Genomic DNA, 17,928 nt, shown 5'->3' with positions numbered 1-17,928 from the left:
GTAACGTTGAGCTAAACAAAGACCGGGAGACAAGTGAAAATGATTAAATTCCAGCCGGAATGGGCGAAGGGGATGTGTGACGAGAAGCATGTTTCGGGCGACGTTGCGGAAGCCATGATCACAATCCAAACGGCCGATGTATTGCCACCACCAAGCAGTGGGATTGATTACCCCATCGCTTTTGCCTGTATTTGCGCTGCAACAAAAGAGGATTTTGCTGATCATCTAGACTACATCCTTCGAGAACTGCAAACTGTTCGTAACAATATGAATGAGTCTAAAATGGCTGATAATCCAAAATGCCCAGCCTGCAATAGACCCGCGCACAAACCGCTCCGCGCTTATGACAAAAAGTTTCATGTCGTTGATGGCTGCGTCCACGCGTTCCATAACGGGCATCTTGCGACAAACAGCACCGACCTTGCTTTCCACAATACCCCGGCAGCGGAAAGAACTCGTGCCACCCTTCAAGAAAAATGCCAGAACGACTGTAATAGTAAAGATGATTAACGATGGCTGAATCGAACGACCCGTAAGGTGTAATCCTGGTTTTAGATGTGCCCCAGACATTCTCCAAAGGATTATCTCTGTTCTTGCAGGATTCGAACTAATTGTATTTCCATCATTTAGGGATTGGAACTCATAGCGGTGGTCTTAGATAGAGAATTACTTCCTTGAAGCCCACCGAGAGACAAATTTATTGCAAGTTTGAAATCAAAGCTTATACTTAAGTCGCGGTTATGCCGCAGAGTGTTGCTACAAATACACTCTTAGCTCTACGGATAATAAATGAATAATCAGTAACTTAAGCTCATGCACAAGGGGAATCCCACCCTCTCCGCCAGATCTACTGTTAATACAATATCCTAAGGAGCTTCACCATCAAGCTACTCATAGATTAAACCATCGAGAAAATCAGCAGCGACCATAGGAAGGCAGTAAAGCTTCAAATACTCAATTCGGAATAGTGGCAACAAATAGGGTTAAGAGTGGAGCACTCTGACTTGATTGATGAGACCAAAGCTAACAGTTCGACATTCCCTTGAGTTAGTACAAGTCGGTGCTGTTACTATCAAAGCGCAAAACGTATTGCTCAGATTTAAGGCCTTAGTAATGCCAGCAATATTGTGCAGCCTCCATCACTTCTAAGTACCATTTCTCGCGGAAGTCTCAATCGGCGAATCTATACCTGATAAGATAGCAATTTCTTGTTAGTACATCCTCGTATCGAGAGTCATTAAAGCTAAATGCCAATCCATAGTGAGATTTTCGATGAGAAAAAGCTTGACGTATTTTTGGATAGTATTGCTGTTTCTTACAATCGTACCATTGGGTCAAGCTCAGATAGCGCCACCGGAGAAAGACAAACCCACTGGTTCAGCCGAGAATAAGATGATGCCGCCAACGATGATACTAGAGCGCATTGAGACTCTGAGCAAGCTCGATTTGATCAATGAGAAACTAATTAAAATTAATGATCATGTAGAAGATACTCATTGGATTAATCCTCTTATAGCAAGTTTAGCAGGTTTAATTGGCGTTTTTTTGGGCGGCGGGATTAATTATTTACTGCAAAAGAAACGGCTCGAGTCGGAGCGGGTGGGTTTGGATGCCACGATGAGACATGAGCTTGCTCTAGCTAAGAAACGTGCAACGCTTGAGATAACAAATTCTATTGTCGATTGGCGCCTGAAGCAGATGTCTTTGCTTTATGGTCCGTTACATGCGCTTCTTGGTCAGTCGAAAGCGTTGTATTGTCAGATGGGTGATATCCTGGTGCGGATCCACCGTGATCAATTCCAAAAGGTTGGTGGGGAGCTCCAAATAATGATTAACCCGGAGGGATGGAAACGTTTCCGTACTGTGCTGCATATTTCGAGCGTGTATGGCAAAAATTTCGGAGTGGACCCCTACTTTGACGAGATCGTTGGGCTAGGGGGGCAGATCGTTCACATTATCGAAAAGAATGCGGGCTATGCTCTCGCTGATCAGCACGAGCTAATGAGCGTTTTTGGATGCTACCTCGCCCATTTTGCGGTATTGAAGCAACTGCATAAGATTGAAAAAGAGAAACGAGAGTCTTTGCAGGCGAGCCAGATAGAAGAAAAGAATGATAGTGACGTATCAATTGCAGGACTGTTGGTCGAAGATTCTGCAGTTTTCCCTCAACAGATTCAGGTCCTGATTGATGATGGTTTTCAGAAAATCAATTCGGAATTAGAGAATTGGCGCGAGCAGATTACCGCCAGAAGCGAGAACGGATGACAGAGCAGTTCCCAGCTGTAGCACCGCAGACAGATAAAAAAAAACTACTGGATCCGAGTAGTTCGACGATAACTTTCTACGAGACGCATGCCGACGAGTATTTCCGTAGAACTGTGTCATTGGACCTATCACACCTTCATAACCGGTTCCTGTCGTTAGTAGATCCGGGCGGGAGCATACTTGATGCAGGGTGCGGTTCAGGGCGGGATTTACGAGTTTTCTTGAATCGCGGATATCAAGTCACTGGAATTGATGCATCTAATGCTTTGGCACGGTTGGCACAAAGTTATTCAGGTGCATCTTGTATTCCGATGCGGCTGGAGGATCTCTCATTTGACCAACGCTTTGACGCAGTATGGGCATGCGCATCTTTGCTTCATTTTCCCAAATTTATGTTATTGCAAATCCTTCGTCGCTTATATAGAGCAATAGTGCCGGGTGGCGTACTGTATGCTTCGGTACAGAGCGGATACGGCGAGAGCTTCGCATCAGATGGACGTTTCTACGCATACTATCAGCTAACGGAGTTTGTTAGTTTAATAGAGGAGTCCGGTTTCATAATTAATGATGCATGGAACAGTGAAGACTCCTTACCGAATCGACCGCCTATCCAATGGATCAATGTTCTTGCGCACCGTGATAGCCCGCTTTGAAAACGACATCTATTTCTTCGCAAGCTCGCTCTAAGTTAAGAACGACTTGACTCCTTCACGGATAATTGGCTAGGCTAGAGCATTGAGATGTAGTTATCTTATCAAATTCATATCTACGCAGTGTCCACGCTGCGTTACCCAGTGCGACGCCTGCCGGAGATCGTGTGCAGGACGTCACTTTGACGATTTTCCTTAAGCACTGCCTCAATGTCGGCCCGTTCGATTCGAACCCCATGCGACCGTTCAGGTTGGCTTCCTGGCTTAGCTTTCACAAGCATGTCACCCAATCCTAGCAATGTTTCAGCTCCTGATTCATCCAGAATGATTTTGGACTCCGTGCTCTTTTGAACTGTGAGGGCAATCCGAGCAGGGATATTGCTTCGGATAAGTCCAGAAAAAGTTTTGGCATCGGGTCGTTGAGTGGCAAGTACTAAATGAATACCTGCGGCACGTGCTTTCTGGGCAAGCCTGACGATCTGATCCTCGATACCCTTATCTACGAAGATCAAGTCAGCGAACTCTTCGATGAAGACCACGATGTAAGGCAAATCAACCTGCTTCCTGCGAGCTTCAAGGATGTTGCTTACTCCGGCGGTCATAAACTTATGGTATCGGGCCTCCATCTCAGCAACGAGTTCGAGAAGCAATTCGCGTGCTGAGCTAGCATCTGTTGATACTTCTCGGTAAAGGTAGTCGCTCCCTTGGTACACGGAGAACTCAACTTGCTTAGGATCAATCAGGGCAAGTTTCAGGACGGTAGATGGTATACGAGATAGCAGCGACAAGATCAATGCATGGAGACAATTACTCTTTCCGCTTCCGGTAGTACCGCCTACTAATAAGTGAGGGGCAGTGGCTAAATCAAACGAGTAGGGCTTACCTAAAACATCAACACCCGGATAGACAATTAGTTGATCACCGTTCGACGGTGTCGCGGCCAGCCAGCTTCGAAATTGGGCAAACCCCACCGGCGTCCAAGTGGACTGCGGTCGAGGCACATCAAGGCTCACAGTTTTTGCCTCATTACCGGGAGAAAGGGTAGGTTGGGCTTGCTGTAGATTCAGCGCCAGACCCAGACGTTCTAAACCTTTACGGAGCTTATCGAGCTGATTTATATCCGGCAAAAATACCTTGTACCGTGTCACGCGAGGGCCGTGAATAAGGCCCTTTATCTCTGCTATAACTCCAATCTCCGCTAATGACTTGAGCAGAATAGCAGAAGCATTTTGCGGCTCTTCCACCTTCACAAGCGAGTCTTTTTTTGATACGCGTCCAGCAGCCACGTCGGGCAGATCGGCACGACGAATGACCAAAGTTTCTAAGAATTTTTCAAAGTTACCTGATGATCCATCCCAGTCCTCTAAAAGAAGCTGGGCTCCCCGATGCCAGTGTTTTCGAACTGCCACCCGAAAGGTGTCCATGGAGTTGACGACATCCCCACCGTGAGTCATGGAGTGTGTAACAACTAGCCCCACCCAAACTTTAACGTCCTCTTGCGTAAACAACACCGAGGCCGGGATCTCCAGCCCTTTTGAATCAATACCGTTATCTGTAAAGGCTCCAAGTGCGAGTGAACGGCCAATAGCAAGCCGCGCCACATTGGCTTTAGTGGAAAGGCCAAGTTTGGACATTAGCGCGACAGTAATACTATCCGCCTCTGCGCTTGTTCGAAAGCGAGAGATCATGATTTGCTGAAGTGACAGTTTGCTCATCGGCGTCCTCGGGCAAAATATTTGCCTTCCTTAGCTGCCGTACGGCCTATCCCGTCTCCAACATCTTCATGATCTAGAAGATAAGTCTTACAGACGCTGCTCATGATATCCTTGTACAAGTGAAAGTCGATTTCTTCATCCTGCGATAGCAAGATGACTTGGCGAGTTTTGTCAGCTGTCCAAAACTTCAAGATATTGTCCCGGTGCTTGCTGTCCAAGCGTCCCAACGGAGTATCCACGACCATGGGAGCCTTAACGCCGGATACTTTAGCTAGGCCTGCAATCAATGCTGTCGCAAAGATTTGGTTCTCGCCTGCTGATCTGTCGAAGGTGATTTCTCTGCCGTTTGTACTCAGAATCCTCGCCGTTCCCTCGTCCGTAATGTCAATTTTGTCTACTTGCTGTTTATGAGCAAGTTGCTTATAAACGTCTGTCATAGCCCGACCCAAGGCCTTAACCTTCAAAGGAAATAGGGCTGGTATAACTTCATCAAGAACCTTGCGTACGCGCTCAGATTTTTCGATCACGGCTCGTACTGGGCTTGAGTCATCGAGATTCCCTTTTTCTCGCATATAGTCAGCACGCATGTTGCGCACTTGGGCCTCCAGAGCGATGATGGCGCGATCATTGGCACGCAGTTGATCTGTCAGAGCTTCGATCTTGTTCTGAACCTCTTCTAGCTGATTCTTTAAAGTCGTAAGCGTTCCGTCATGATCGATGCCTTCCACTCTGGAAATCTTGCGTCCAAGGTCATCTATGCGTTGCTGAAGTGCCTGCTGGACACTGAGTAAATCTTGGATTTCCTTCTGACCTAAATCTATCGAACTCAAGAATTCCAGCGCTTCTTCACGCTGAGTTTCGTGCAAATAATCATGAATAATCTCCTTTGCACAATCATTTGGCGGCGGATAAAAGAGTGTGCCCCAAGCTGCTTCCAGCCGTGCCTCGATCGCTAACTGTTGATCAACGGAAAGCGCAGGAGTGATTGGTGGCTCGGATTGGGAATTAAATGCTTTTCGGAACTCAACCTTACGCGGCTCAAGAGAGCGCTTTTCAGTGTCCCAACAAAACCATTTTATTTCCTCGCTGAGCTGTGTTTTGAATCTATCGGTCAGTTTCTTTGGGACCAAATGGAAAGGTAAACGGCCGGATAAAATGTCTTCCATCGTTCGGTGTGATTCTCTGAGTTTGTTACGGTTTTGTTCGCGCTCTTCTACAAGTTCTTTAACCGTAGCAATATCGCCACCACCACCGCCAGACGAAGTGATCCGCTCAAGTAGGGACTGGTGCTCGGCTCGCAAATGAACTTTTTTTCGCTCATCTTGTTGAGAGTCTTCGCGAAGTCTTATTAGTTGAACTTCACTAATATCCAGTTGCTCTGCAAGCTGATTGAGTCGGTGCTCATCAACTGACACAACACCGTCGCGCTTCGTGGCTTCAAAACTCCTGAGGCGATCTGAAAGTGAGCGTATGAGCACCACACCAAGCAAGCCCTCAAGGCCTTGTTTAACCTGTTCGACACGAGACTGATCAGCTAATTTTTTGACCTCTTCGCCGTCGAAAAAGAAGAACGGAGCTACGTGTGCAGGAACAAAAACCTCATCTAATAGCTCCGAGAAGTGGAAGCCGTTTTTTCCATCAACACGTGGGCTATTGGGAATATCCCGTAAGACTTCGCGAACAACCGCTTCTTCCTCACCAGTCCAATCACCATTAGATCTAAAAAACCACTTTCGGCATATATCAATAGCTTTTATCTTAGTCCTATTAATGGTGACGCGAACCATCATAGTGTCGGAACCCCGGCGTTTTGCTTCACCGTTAAAGGCACCCTCTAGAAACGTGGGATATCCTTTTTTATCATCGGTTTTTAAGCCAGCACGCGCTAAATGAATGATGGCCTCTTTGCCATACAAACACAGATAGAGTGCTTCAAGAATAGAAGTCTTGCCAAAACCATTCATCCCCCCGATCAAAACAATATTTCGTCCATCCTCGGGTGCTGGAAAATTGAAGGCCTGATGTTGGTAGCTCTTGAAACATGTCAGTTCCAGTTTTGAGATCCACATTCCCTTGATACTCCGCTCGTCGCTACTCAATCAATCCGAGGATTTCCTCAAACCGCATGTTGATCCCCCGTGCTCGTTCCTGATGCTGTCGCTCGCGCTGGACGGACACAAGCTCAGTGATGACTTCAACGGGGACATTATTTTTTAGGCACACGGTCTCTAAAATCTTCTTAGCATTCTCATCTGCCCAAATAGGCAAATCGTTCAGGTATGCTGGGTCGAAATAATCCTTATCCATCTGCTAATCCTTTTTCTTGTTGAAGTTCTGCCGTCCAGTGCTGATAGATCAGGTCCAGTTCTTTTTCAGTGATCAGACTGTCACCAAACTCTTGCTGTACTTTGAAGAGCCGTTCTAGAATGAGCTTTCGCGTTTGGATAGTGAACGGACCAGGAATGTGCTTCCCATTCGTATCAAACGAAAGGCGTCCGTTTCTACGGTATGCTTGTCTATATTCTAATTTATTGCGGATCTCTTTGAGCCAGTCCCGAAAATCCACAAGTGGCTTGTATTGGTGATTTCCAACATCAATGAAACCTTGTAGGCTTTTGTCTTTTTCCACGACCGTGCAGGTCCAGCAACCGAAGCGACTATTAGGCGTTCCGCATCCTGGAGCTTCCTCCTTGCTAAGTACCACCGGGCACTCGCCGCCTTCTGCGTCACGGTAAAGTTGAAAAAGATCGGTGTGAGTCCCTCCCCACGGAGCGGGATAGGTACCCAATATCTCCCAGACGTCATCTGTAGAGAGATTCACTATGGGGCGATATATGAAGGCTCCCGGCAGTTCGCTATGTAGCGACAGTTTGCTATCCCGCAAATTCTGGTGCTTGTCGATGGATCGTTGTCGAGTATTGCTTTCAGCTCTGCGCACTCCAAGCACAACGATGGCCGCACCTGATTCGGAGATATGCCGCTTGATGTACTCACTTGTGGGCTGAATTTTTAGCCGGTCCGTGCACCAACGCATCGACTGGTTTGGGCTCGGATACCCCTTCCCAATCAGCAATACCCAGAATGATTGGGTGATATTCGGCATTGTGCGGGCTACAATGATCGGCAGTCCAAGATCTTCGGCAGTCTGTCGAATCAACTTAGTGACTTTATCAAGATGTGCAATGACAACAGGGCTTTCTACCAACGTGTCGTTGGAGACCATGTGAACAGGCCGAGTTCGCCGCGATGGTGGAATTGACATCAAGGCGTCAAATGTCGCATGTACAACCAGTGTGCTGTCCTTCCCTCCAGAGAAGCCGATAATCCAGGGGAAATGTTGGTTTTCATCCAAGTAATCATCACGAACTGATTGCACGACCTCAGCCCAACGATCCAGAGCGGATACGTCGTCTGTGGGCACGCTAATGTCGGCCGCCGTTGGGGAAGAGTCGGCTAAATTTTTCATAACAACTTCATTCCCATGAATAGCCTATGCTTTTTAATCAACCAGTACGTCAAAATGCAGTCTTTAAAACCGCTTTATATTGTGACACGTATGAGCCTCTATCGCCACGGCCCCAAATGAGCATGTGCGTTCGTGGTGCTCACCGAATTAATGCAGCGATTTTTCATTTCGTCTTATGCTCATTCGTATCACAGTATTAACGCTTACGGTATCCATGCCACTAAGCATGTCAAATTGGCATTAATTATCGTAAGATACTGCGAAAAATAAAAAGGGTATGGGTATGAACGAAGCAAAAATGAAAATAGAAAATCACTGGAAGACGCTCGGAAGAGAGCTTTTGATCAGGACGGTTGGACCGGTTTCGCACCCGAGCAGTCGGAGAGATTAACTTTGCATCAGATTGCTTCCGCAACGCTTCTGGTTCTGGCCGCTCTACCATTAGGAGAGCGATAGAAAGCAAACTCCTTGCTCAATTGGATCAACTGTAAGATCCGAGTGCTCGTTGCCACGAGCACTCGTCTAAGAATCATGGAGGCTAGCCGTTTGTAAATAATTTATATCAGCATACAGCGGAACTAAACAGCTAGAGAAAGTAACACCAGTAGCAAGCTGTCGAAACAACAGACCTATATGCCTCAGGGGTAAATATTCTGGAGATTTAGTAGCATACATCGGTACTCTTCGGATTGATATGAGGTTGAGTCGATGCTGTAACTGTAGTGATAAATTTGGTACTTGGGATCATAACAATGAAGAGGCTTAGTAACGGCGAGGATTTCATGTCTAAATATGAAAAACACGCTTCGCAACGTAGGGGCATTATGCACAATTTTTCATCTCTGCTCCACGGAATTTTGGTCGCTTCGTATCAGCACACTTACACGCATGTTCATGAAATTATGAAAATTATCGTAATCGCCTTATTGGTTATCGCATCATTGGTTGGCTGTGCTAGCAAACCCCCGTATGAGCAAACCTCAACGAGATTAAATGATGGGACGACACGATATTTTCTCAAAACTGATTTTAAACCTTGTCAATCCAGCCGGGATTGGGCAACCCGAACATTGGCGAAACGCGCGAATCAGATTTGTAAGTCAGGATATACACTTATTAATGAGCAAACGCCTGTTCTCCTGGGGGCATTGGGAGAGAGTGCAGCAAAAAGAACGCTTTCATGGGAAATAAAATGCAAGACTCCAGAACAGTCTAAATCGTAGCTTGCATTTTGTGCTTCTTTCCCGCTTCATTTTCCTTTTAGTATTTCTATCGCCTGGTTTGCCGGTCAGTGCGCAGGCCCAGGAAACCGCGCCGGTCGGAATTGCCATCTTCAACATGGCGTGGGCTGGAACCATTGATGACTTCAAACGGCATGTCGAGGTTTGCGGTGCGCCTGAGGTCAACTGGTGTGATAGCCGGATCAAGATCCCCCGTGGCACGCAGCATGCGGCACCGGAAGAGGAGATCCGCGCAAAGCGGTGCCGGGAAGCAACAATTGAGGCAGCCGGCGGCTTTGAAGCGATGATGATGACCGCTCCTTGCAATGCGTATGGGAAAAGAAAGCATCCAGGCAGAGCAGAGACGGCGGAGAACTACGATGCGAAGTTAAGCGGTTTGCGGGCCACCATCGAAAATCTGATTCAGAATGAGAACATCAAGGTCATTGCGTTTCAGGAAGTAAAGTCCCGAGAGGTGATAGAGCAGGTGCTTGGCGAATTTGCCGGGCAATTCAATGTTTGTATTGCGCCGCATGATGCTTTTCAAACTGTGGCGTTCGCCTGGGATAAATCAATTTCATCAATATCATCTGCCGAGAATAGTTGTGTACCAAACTTGGATTTGGCCATCACGGAACAGCTCCGGGACGAGCCTGCCAGGCACCGTGTCAGGCCCGGACTGGCACTGCGACTGGTAATTAATGGCGTACCGGTAACTTTTCTGAATATTCATCTCAAGTCCGGCTGCGCCAATCTAAAAACGGGCAGCGGCTTCACGGGTCACAAATTGACTGATCCGGACCCGGCGTGCGAAGTCCTTAACCGGCAAGTGCCCATTCTTGAGGATTGGGTTGAGAATGTGGCTAGAGAAAGTCCTCGCTTCGTCCTCTTCGGTGATTTTAATCGCCGGATAGACGAGGAGGAAAGAGCATTGGTGGCAAAGTCGGATGTCCGTACCGATGGCACGGACTCGGCGGAGCCGAATACAAAAGATGAGTGGGGAAGAGTCAAGAGTAGCTATTTATGGCAAGAGATCGCTGACGGGTTTCCCGCGATGCATCAGGTACCGTTGACTTCGACCGAGCGAGGATGCAACGGTTTAAAAGGGCTGGATCATATTGTTATCAGCGATGCCATCAAGCAGTCGCAGACTCGCGAGCTCAGCTCGCGCAAGATTGCTGTGGTAAAAAAACGCCCGCAACCCATTGTGACCAGCGATCATTGTCCGAACGTTACGGTTCTTGAGTTGTAGTTGATTGATCCAGCATAAAAATAATACAAACGCCATACTACGGAAGCCAGTATGCAATGGCGTGCGAAACACGCCATTGCTGGTTTGAATTGGATTCCGGGTCAGGCCCGGAATGGCGAAATGTGCGGTATTTTCTCGCAGCATCAAACTGATGAACAGAATTGAAGCTCGCATCGAGGATTCACTCAGTATAATCCGGAGAAATCTCGCGCTGTGTTGATAAAATATCGACCGTCGCTGTAGTCTCTTGAGTGTGCAGGTAAAGCAGTCCATCCAGGATCATTACTCATATGAAACGCTACACCATAGAACAATTCATGGCGACGACTTCCATATTGGGAGCGTCGTTCAGTGCCGACGAGAAGCGTATTCTCTTCAGCAGCAATGCGTCCGGCATCTTCAACGCTTATACGCTACCGATTGAGGGAGGCACGCCAGAGCCACTGACCCGGTCCATAGTCGACAGTACTTTTTCCGTCAGTTTCTTTCCAGGCGATGACCGGGTTCTTTTCACGCGGGATCACGGGGGGGATGAAAATTATCATCTTTTCCTGCTTGATCACGATGACACGGAAAGGGACTTGACCCCAGGGGAGAAGCTCAAGGCACAGTTCATGGGGTGGCGCCCGGATGGGAGCGCTTTTTTTGTTTCCAGCAACGAGCGTGATCCTAGATTCTTTGATCTGTATTGCTACGATGCGCAGAGCTATGCTCGCACTTTACTTTATAAGAATGAGCAAGGATTCGACTTGGGTCCGATCAGCCGCGACGAGCGGTGGATCGCACTGAACAGGGCCAATACGACTTCCGACAGCGATATCTACCTGTTCGATGTCGGCAAGCAGGAAGTCAAACACCTGACTCCGCACGAGGGCGCCATCAGCTTCCGGGCCGAGACCTTCGATCCGGACTCTCAAGGGTTGCTCTTTCTCACCAATGAGGGCAGCGAATTCAAGCGTTTGTGCACCTATGATTTAGTTACGGGTGACGTCCGGGATCACGAAAGTGCTGATTGGGATGTGATCTATACTTATTTTTCCAGAGATGGACGTTTCCGGGTGACAGGTATTAACCAGGACGGCAGCATAGTGATCCGGATTGTAGAGATCGATGGAAATGAAGAGAAGTCCGTGCAGCTTCCCACCCTTCCGGAAGGGGAAATTCGGGGTGTGGTTTTTTCCGGGACCAGTACTCGCATGGCCTTCTACGTGAACGGTGACCGTTCTCCCGATAATCTGTTCGTCTACGATTTCGGGATCGGGCAGTCCAGACGGCCGGAGCAAATCAGGCAGCTTACCCAAAGCCTGAGTCGGGATATCGATCCATTGGATCTGGTGGAAGCGCAAGTAATCCGCTTCCGCTCCTTTGATGGGATGGTGATACCTTCCATCTACTACAAACCGCATGAGGCATCGACGACAAATAAAGTGCCCGCCATCGTGTATGTTCACGGCGGACCGGGTGGTCAGACCATGCGCGGTTATAATGCCCAGATCCAATACCTCGTGAATCATGGCTACGCCGTGCTGGGGATCAATAATCGCGGCAGTTCCGGGTATGGCAAGACCTTCTTTACCGCCGCCAATCGTAAACATGGGCGTGAACCGCTATGGGATTGCGTGGAAGCCAAAACCTATCTCGCCAGTCTCGGTTACATCGACCATGAGCGCATCGGCATCATGGGCGCCAGCTATGGCGGTTATATGACACTGGCGGCGTTGGCTTTCCGTCCCGAGGCATTCAAGGTCGGTGTGGATATTTTTGGTGTGAGCAATTGGCTGCGAACGCTGGAAAGCATCCCTCTCTACTGGGAATCGGTGCGTAAAGCCATTTACGATGAGATTGGCGATCCGGTGAAGGACATAGACGCCCTTGTCGCGACCTCGCCGCTTTTTCACGCCAGGGAAATCCGGAAGCCCCTGATGGTTATTCAGGGTGCCAACGATCCTCGCGTCATCAAGGCTGAGAGTGACGGGATCGTGGAAGCTGTCAAGCGACAGAATGTCCCAGTGGAATATATCATCTTCGATGATGAGGGCCACAGCTTCACGAAGAAGAAGAACCAGATCGAGGCCAATCGCCGGATACTGGAGTTTCTGGACAAATACCTGAAAGATGACAAGGCGGAAGACGGCTCGGCCGGGCAGCGGGGCTAATGCCGTCAAGCATGGGTATTGCTAATCTGCCGTACCCTATCGAAACCCATGTTTCGCGTCAAAAAACTCACGTATCAGAAAATCCTCCAATGCTTTGCTATCTTCCATGCGCGCGGACATGGTAACCACGCGGTCGAGCCGGTACGATTCCCATTGAAATTCTTCCTTGTGGTACTGGCGAATCAGTTCTATCATTTTTCGAACGAGCGCGAGCTGTATATCGCCATCCGGGCCGGCAGTGACTTCAATGACTTCGCGCCGGGGATTGCTGGCATCCGATTTCCAGGCTCGAAATAAAAACTGGGCGGATCGAACCCCCATTCTGGTAATTTGAAATATTCCACCTACCCCGGGTTCTCGAAGATTACGTTTGACGTTCGCCATTCTGAGCTCTTCTTCAGTAGATTCGCGTTCGACATTTCTAGGTTCCGTGGGCTCATCCTCAAAAATCCCTCCCGCAGTGCGGCGTTCTTTGGCTTCCTTCATGTAATCCGTCAGATCCTTTGGAGACTCCGGCTTGGGGGCTGGGGTGCGTTCCACCTTTGCTTCCTTCTTGGCAGTTCCTTTTTCACGCGGAACCGGTTTTGCTTTCTGGTCACCCAGACGCGGCTGAGATTTAGGCCGGGGTGGTACCTTGGGAGCCTTCTGAGGGATGGCCGCTGATTTCTGTTCTTTTTTTTCTTCAGGCAATTCTATAAAGCTTGCCTGGACCGGAGCCTGCGATTCGGTTTTCACTTCGGGAGAGGTGAGGAAAAATCCGAATCCCCAGATAATGATCAGCCAGAGGAGGGCCGCCAGTGGCAATGGCCACCAGACTTGAACCTCCTTCGCTCTGGAATGCCGCATGCTGAGCGCGTTACTCGTGCTTCACCGCGATCAGAAAGTGTTGCGCGCCAGCAGTGCGGGCGCGCAACATCGCCTGCACGACAATGCCCTGCGGCGCATCGCTGTCGGCGGATACGATCAGCTTCTGTTCCGAATCCTGCAGTAGCGGTTTTAGCGTATCGGCCAGCGTGTCCAATGTGACGGGAGTACGGTTAATAAGAATCTGGCTATCGCTTGTCACCGTCAGTGTCACGGGAGTTTTGGCATTGAGTTTTTCGGCTGCACCCTGAGGAAGATTCACCTGTAAGGAATCGAGATTCTGCATTGACAATGAGGACAACATGAATGTTGCAAGCAGAAAAAACATGACGTCAATCATCGGGATAATTTCAATACGCCCTTTGCGAAACGTTCTGGATTTACGCAGCTTCATTGTTACCGTCCCTCCTGATCGAGACGGATGTGATCAATCAGGCGCGTTCCAAGACGTTCCATCTCATCCATTATTTGCGATTGCAGGCGAGAGAAATAATTGAATCCGAACAAGGCAATCAATGCGATTACCAGACCAACCACGGTCGCGATAAGTGCCTCGGCTACGCCTCCCGTCACCGCGGTGGGATTGACGATTCCCTCGCCGCCGATAATCTGGAAAGCACGCATCATTCCGACGACTGTTCCCACGAGCCCGAGCAATGGCGCGGCAGTGACGATTGTTTCCAATATCCATAGCCGGCTGGCAAGAGATGTTTCGATTAGTTGAGCTTCATCCGCCGCACGAGACTCGGTCCACCACGATGGCCGATGTCTGTTACTGATCACTACCTCGAAGAATCGCTTGTAATAATGGCGCTCGTCCAGCCCCGATAATATTTTTTCGAGGTCGGCCCATGCAAAACCATAGGTTTCGACGAGGTTCAGCAAATCATGCGACAGGCGTGCATAACGCCAATAGACAAAGGCTTTCTCGAGCATGATGGCCAACGCGATGACCGCCAGCAAAGATAAAGGTACAATAATTAACCCGCCGAGTTTTAACGCGGTCCAGGTTGCTTGTAGTTCTTGCATGTTTATCTCCAAACGGGGTGATACTCAGCCCCTTTTTAGTTTAAAAAGCTCGTCGTTCCCGCGGAACGGTCTGGTCCAGGTTATTCAAGTCATAATTTTACCTGTGCCAAGCTGTAAGATCTTACAGCTATCCGTAGTTCTCATTTTAGGGTTTCATAGCGTTATTATGGGCTGGCCGGGCCAGCCTTCGCAGCGTATTCCGGATTCATCGATTGAGGAAGACAAGCGATTGAATTATTACGACTCAAATTTATTGCAGCGCCATCCCAAATAGGATCGCATCCAGCCAAAAGTGGCAAGAATGCCACTCATAGGCGCAAAGTAGATCGTCTTCGCCTGATGCATTGAGCAGCGCGATAGAAATAGTAAGCTAATCATACGGATTGATTGAATTTAACACCGGGAACGACAAAGCGATATGCATATTTGTTTTTTTGGAAAAAGAAAGATCAATAGCGCCAGGTTTTCGTAATGATATCTCCAATCAAGAACCCTGCAGGAAGGATTACATGTGTTTCCGAGATGAATCAGGAGACCCGCGAGCTTACGCAGATCGAGAATGTACATGTCGAAGTTGACGGTATTCTTGAACAGAGTTTGAATGAAATTTATCTTTTTGATATCCAGACCTTGCGTTTCGAGTATGTGAGCAGCCGGGCACAGCTTAATCTTGGCTATAGCCTGGATCGGCTGTGGATGATGACACCGCTCGACATCAACCCGGAATTTGATGAAGCGTCGTTCCGAACCATGACCAATCCGCTTCTGCATGGCGAGAAGAAAATACTCATTTTTGAAACCATGCATTTGCGTGCGAATGGTACGCTTTATCCCATCGAAGTTCACTTGCAGCTATTTGTCCAATCAGGATGCACGGTATTTCTGGCAATTATTCTTGATATTACGACCCGCCGCCGTGCGGAATTGGCGCTTCGGGACAGTGAAGAGCGGTTTCGGACTATTGTCAACACCATCCCGCAGCTCGCCTGGATAGCTGAAACCGATGGGTCGAGAACCTGGTATAACCAGCGCTGGTATGACTACACGGGCACTACACTGGAAGAAATGGAAGGATTCGGTTGGCAGAAGGTGCACGACGCCGTGATGCTGCCTAAAGTAATGGAGCGCTGGATCAGCGCCACCGCTGCCGAAGAGGCATTCGACATGGAGTTTCCATTACGCGGGGCGGATGGGCGGTTTCGTATATTTCTGACCCGGGCGGAGCCGTTAAGGAATGCGGAAGGCCATGTAGTGCAGTGGTTTGGAACCAACACGGATGTAAATGAACAGAGACTGGGGGAGAAGGCCCGACGTGAAATGGAGAGGCGGTTTGAGGTGGTAATGGGAAATATGAGTGAAGGGCTTATCATTTCCGACCTTGCAGGTCAATCGCTGCATTGGAACCCGGCGGCGCTGGAGATGCATGACATCGGCAATTCGGAGGAAACGCTGCTCAATCACCATACTTTTGCGCAGCTCTACGAACTTTCGAGTGTCGAAGGAATCACCCTGCCATTCGACCAATGGCCATTGACACGCATCCTCAGGGGTGAGCATTTGCAGGATCTGGAGTTGCGGATTGGACGCGTGGATAGAGATTGGGAGCGTATCTTCAGCTATTCCGGGCTACTTTCACATTATGGCGATGGCAAAGAACTGGCATTTCTTATCATTAAAGATATCACCGAGCGAAAGAATGCTGAGGACGCACTACGGGATGCCAAGGTAAACCTGGAGCATAAAGTGGAAGAACGTACTGCCCAGCTCCTGGCCAAGAGTAAGGAGATGGAAAGTTTTTGTTATTCCGTCTCGCATGACCTCAGGGCGCCCCTCCGCGGCATCGACGGATATAGCCGTCTTTTATTAGAGGAATACCACGATCAATTCGATGAGGAAGGCCGGAATTTTCTGATAAACGTGCGGACGGCAACAAAGCATATGACAGATCTGATTGAGGATCTGCTTGCTTATTCAAGGCTTGAGCGGCGAGGGGTATCCAGGACGGCCGTAGAACTTTCCAGCTTCGTATCCAATCTATTGGACCAGTATCGCGCGCGCTCCAAGAATGTACGTCTTACTGTCGAGATCAGCGATTTTCATGTCAGTGTCGACCCGGATGGCCTCGCGATAGCACTGCGCAATCTGATTGACAACGCCTTCAAGTTTTCCGGATATGCGTCTGAACCAGCAATAGAAATTCGTGCGCAGGCTGCGAGCAGTGATTGTGTTCTCTCGGTGCGCGACAATGGGATTGGATTTGACATGCGCTTCTACGACAAAATTTTCGAGATATTCCAGCGCCTCCATCATGCTGAAGAGTATCCGGGTACTGGCATTGGGCTTGCAATGGTACACAAGGCGATGGAGCGAATAGGAGGACGGGTTTGGGCGGAAAGTCAACCGGGCGCCGGCGCAACTTTTTTTCTGGCATTGCCATTATTCAGCACGGAGCCAGTACCGCTTTTCCGGGATAGCTAGCATTGCACGCCGGAAATATTGTTGCATAAAAATAATGATGAGTCTCTCTATGGCTTGACTGACATATAGTCGTTCCTGGCCTCGCCTCCTGGTGCTCTTACTCGAAGCTGTTACGTAATGATCCTGAGCCCGATGGTTGACCACTCATTTATTGGCTTTACTATGATTAGTAATGATATTTTATTAATCTTCATCTTGTGAGTGAATTCGCTGCAGGTGAATTGCACTGTTTTTGCGGCACAGGGCTGCATTGCAATTCCTGGAATGAAATGACCATTCCGCGTCGTTGTGCCTTGCCCTGTATCCCAAAAACCGCACACTTAACCCTGTCAAACTACCGGGTTCAGGATGATATTTTTGATGCACTAAACTACGATTAAATATGACTTCGCCAATACTGCTCATTGAAGACAATCCAATGGATGTGGACCTTACGCGACGTGCTTTCATTCGGCACAATCTCAACAACCCACTTCAAGTGGCGCGTGACGGGCAGGAGGCGCTCGACTTTATTGAAAAATGGGAAACGGGTGAAGCCATACCCGTAGTGATACTGCTTGATCTGAAATTGCCGAAAGTTAGCGGACTTGAAGTTTTACGCGTCATCCGGGCCCATCCCGATTTTGGAACCATCGCGGTTGTAATTCTTACTTCTTCCGCTGAGGACCGTGACATACATGAAGCCTATTCGCTCGGGGCTAATTCCTACATTGTGAAGCCCGTGGATTTTGATAAATTTATTGAAGTAGCCAGGCAAATCGAACTTTACTGGACTGTTCTTAATATCGCCGGCCCGCCAAGGCACGGATGATTCCGTATCCGGTGACCATTCA

General features: G+C 48.7%; 15 protein-coding genes. 8 read left to right on the top strand and 7 right to left on the bottom strand.

From position 1 onward, the window contains the following. Window positions 1-39: 39 nt before the first annotated feature. From BLR00_RS15565 to BLR00_RS15555, 3 genes are all read left to right on the top strand, one after another. Entirely contained in the window at window positions 40-510 is a 471-nt protein-coding gene (locus BLR00_RS15565; RefSeq protein ID WP_074634022.1) for a hypothetical protein, read from the top strand. A gap of 762 nt (window positions 511-1,272) precedes the next feature. After that, window positions 1,273-2,265 (top strand): hypothetical protein, encoded by a 993-nt coding sequence (locus BLR00_RS15560; RefSeq protein ID WP_074634021.1) that lies wholly within the window; start codon window positions 1,273-1,275, stop codon window positions 2,263-2,265. Further along, entirely contained in the window at window positions 2,262-2,918 is a 657-nt protein-coding gene (locus BLR00_RS15555) for a class I SAM-dependent methyltransferase (protein ID WP_074634020.1), read from the top strand. The genes BLR00_RS15560 and BLR00_RS15555 overlap by 4 nt, the downstream gene beginning before the upstream one ends. Before the next feature lie 134 nt (window positions 2,919-3,052). Here the strand turns inward: BLR00_RS15555 and BLR00_RS15550 are convergent, their stop codons facing one another. The 4 genes from BLR00_RS15550 to dndC are packed head-to-tail and all read right to left on the bottom strand — an operon-like array spanning window position 3,053 to window position 8,096. Then, on the bottom strand, window positions 3,053-4,630 hold the full coding sequence (locus BLR00_RS15550; RefSeq protein ID WP_074634019.1) for an FtsK/SpoIIIE domain-containing protein: 1,578 nt from the start codon (window positions 4,628-4,630) through the stop codon (window positions 3,053-3,055). Next, window positions 4,627-6,699, bottom strand: a complete 2,073-nt coding sequence (gene dndD, locus BLR00_RS15545; protein WP_074634018.1) for a DNA sulfur modification protein DndD — start codon at window positions 6,697-6,699, stop codon at window positions 4,627-4,629. The genes BLR00_RS15550 and dndD overlap by 4 nt, the downstream gene beginning before the upstream one ends. Window positions 6,700-6,721: 22 nt before the next feature. Next, entirely contained in the window at window positions 6,722-6,937 is a 216-nt protein-coding gene (locus BLR00_RS15540) for a DNA modification system-associated small protein (RefSeq protein ID WP_074634017.1), read from the bottom strand. After that, entirely contained in the window at window positions 6,930-8,096 is a 1,167-nt protein-coding gene (gene dndC, locus BLR00_RS15535) for a DNA phosphorothioation system sulfurtransferase DndC (RefSeq protein WP_081346796.1), read from the bottom strand. Before dndC ends, BLR00_RS15540 begins: the two co-directional genes overlap by 8 nt. A gap of 782 nt (window positions 8,097-8,878) precedes the next feature. Between dndC and BLR00_RS15530 the strand changes: the two genes are divergently transcribed. The 3 genes from BLR00_RS15530 (at window position 8,879) to BLR00_RS15520 (ending at window position 12,724) form a co-directional block, all read left to right on the top strand. Further along, on the top strand, window positions 8,879-9,319 hold the full coding sequence (locus BLR00_RS15530) for a hypothetical protein (RefSeq protein WP_143007665.1): 441 nt from the start codon (window positions 8,879-8,881) through the stop codon (window positions 9,317-9,319). 10 nt (window positions 9,320-9,329) lie between these two features. Next, on the top strand, window positions 9,330-10,568 hold the full coding sequence (locus tag BLR00_RS15525; protein ID WP_143007664.1) for an exonuclease/endonuclease/phosphatase family protein: 1,239 nt from the start codon (window positions 9,330-9,332) through the stop codon (window positions 10,566-10,568). Between the two features lie 290 nt (window positions 10,569-10,858). Continuing rightward, window positions 10,859-12,724, top strand: a complete 1,866-nt coding sequence (locus tag BLR00_RS15520; protein WP_074634014.1) for a S9 family peptidase — start codon at window positions 10,859-10,861, stop codon at window positions 12,722-12,724. Window positions 12,725-12,760: 36 nt separating this feature from the next. Here the strand turns inward: BLR00_RS15520 and BLR00_RS15515 are convergent, their stop codons facing one another. Genes BLR00_RS15515 through BLR00_RS15505 form a run of 3 tightly spaced genes read right to left on the bottom strand, consistent with a single transcriptional unit; the run spans window position 12,761 to window position 14,617 of the window. Beyond that, on the bottom strand, window positions 12,761-13,570 hold the full coding sequence (locus tag BLR00_RS15515; RefSeq protein WP_074634013.1) for a hypothetical protein: 810 nt from the start codon (window positions 13,568-13,570) through the stop codon (window positions 12,761-12,763). 10 nt (window positions 13,571-13,580) lie between these two features. Then, window positions 13,581-13,982 (bottom strand): ExbD/TolR family protein, encoded by a 402-nt coding sequence (locus tag BLR00_RS15510; RefSeq protein ID WP_074634012.1) that lies wholly within the window; start codon window positions 13,980-13,982, stop codon window positions 13,581-13,583. 2 nt (window positions 13,983-13,984) lie between these two features. After that, window positions 13,985-14,617, bottom strand: coding sequence for a MotA/TolQ/ExbB proton channel family protein (locus tag BLR00_RS15505; protein ID WP_004174284.1), 633 nt, complete (start codon window positions 14,615-14,617; stop codon window positions 13,985-13,987). A 522-nt stretch (window positions 14,618-15,139) separates the two neighbouring features. Between BLR00_RS15505 and BLR00_RS15500 the strand changes: the two genes are divergently transcribed. Together BLR00_RS15500 and BLR00_RS15495 are read left to right on the top strand one after the other, a co-directional pair. Next, window positions 15,140-17,095: a PAS domain-containing sensor histidine kinase gene (locus BLR00_RS15500; RefSeq protein WP_256324178.1), complete on the top strand. Its 1,956-nt coding sequence runs from the start codon at window positions 15,140-15,142 to the stop codon at window positions 17,093-17,095. 382 nt (window positions 17,096-17,477) lie between these two features. Beyond that, entirely contained in the window at window positions 17,478-17,906 is a 429-nt protein-coding gene (locus BLR00_RS15495; RefSeq protein WP_074634010.1) for a response regulator, read from the top strand. The last annotated feature ends 22 nt before the right edge of the window (window positions 17,907-17,928 follow it).

The organism is Nitrosospira multiformis, assembly GCF_900103165.1.
In the GTDB taxonomy this organism is placed as follows: domain Bacteria; phylum Pseudomonadota; class Gammaproteobacteria; order Burkholderiales; family Nitrosomonadaceae; genus Nitrosospira; species Nitrosospira multiformis_D.
The sequence above is the reverse complement of the archived record's forward strand: the minus strand, read 5'-3'. Positions and strand labels throughout refer to the sequence as shown.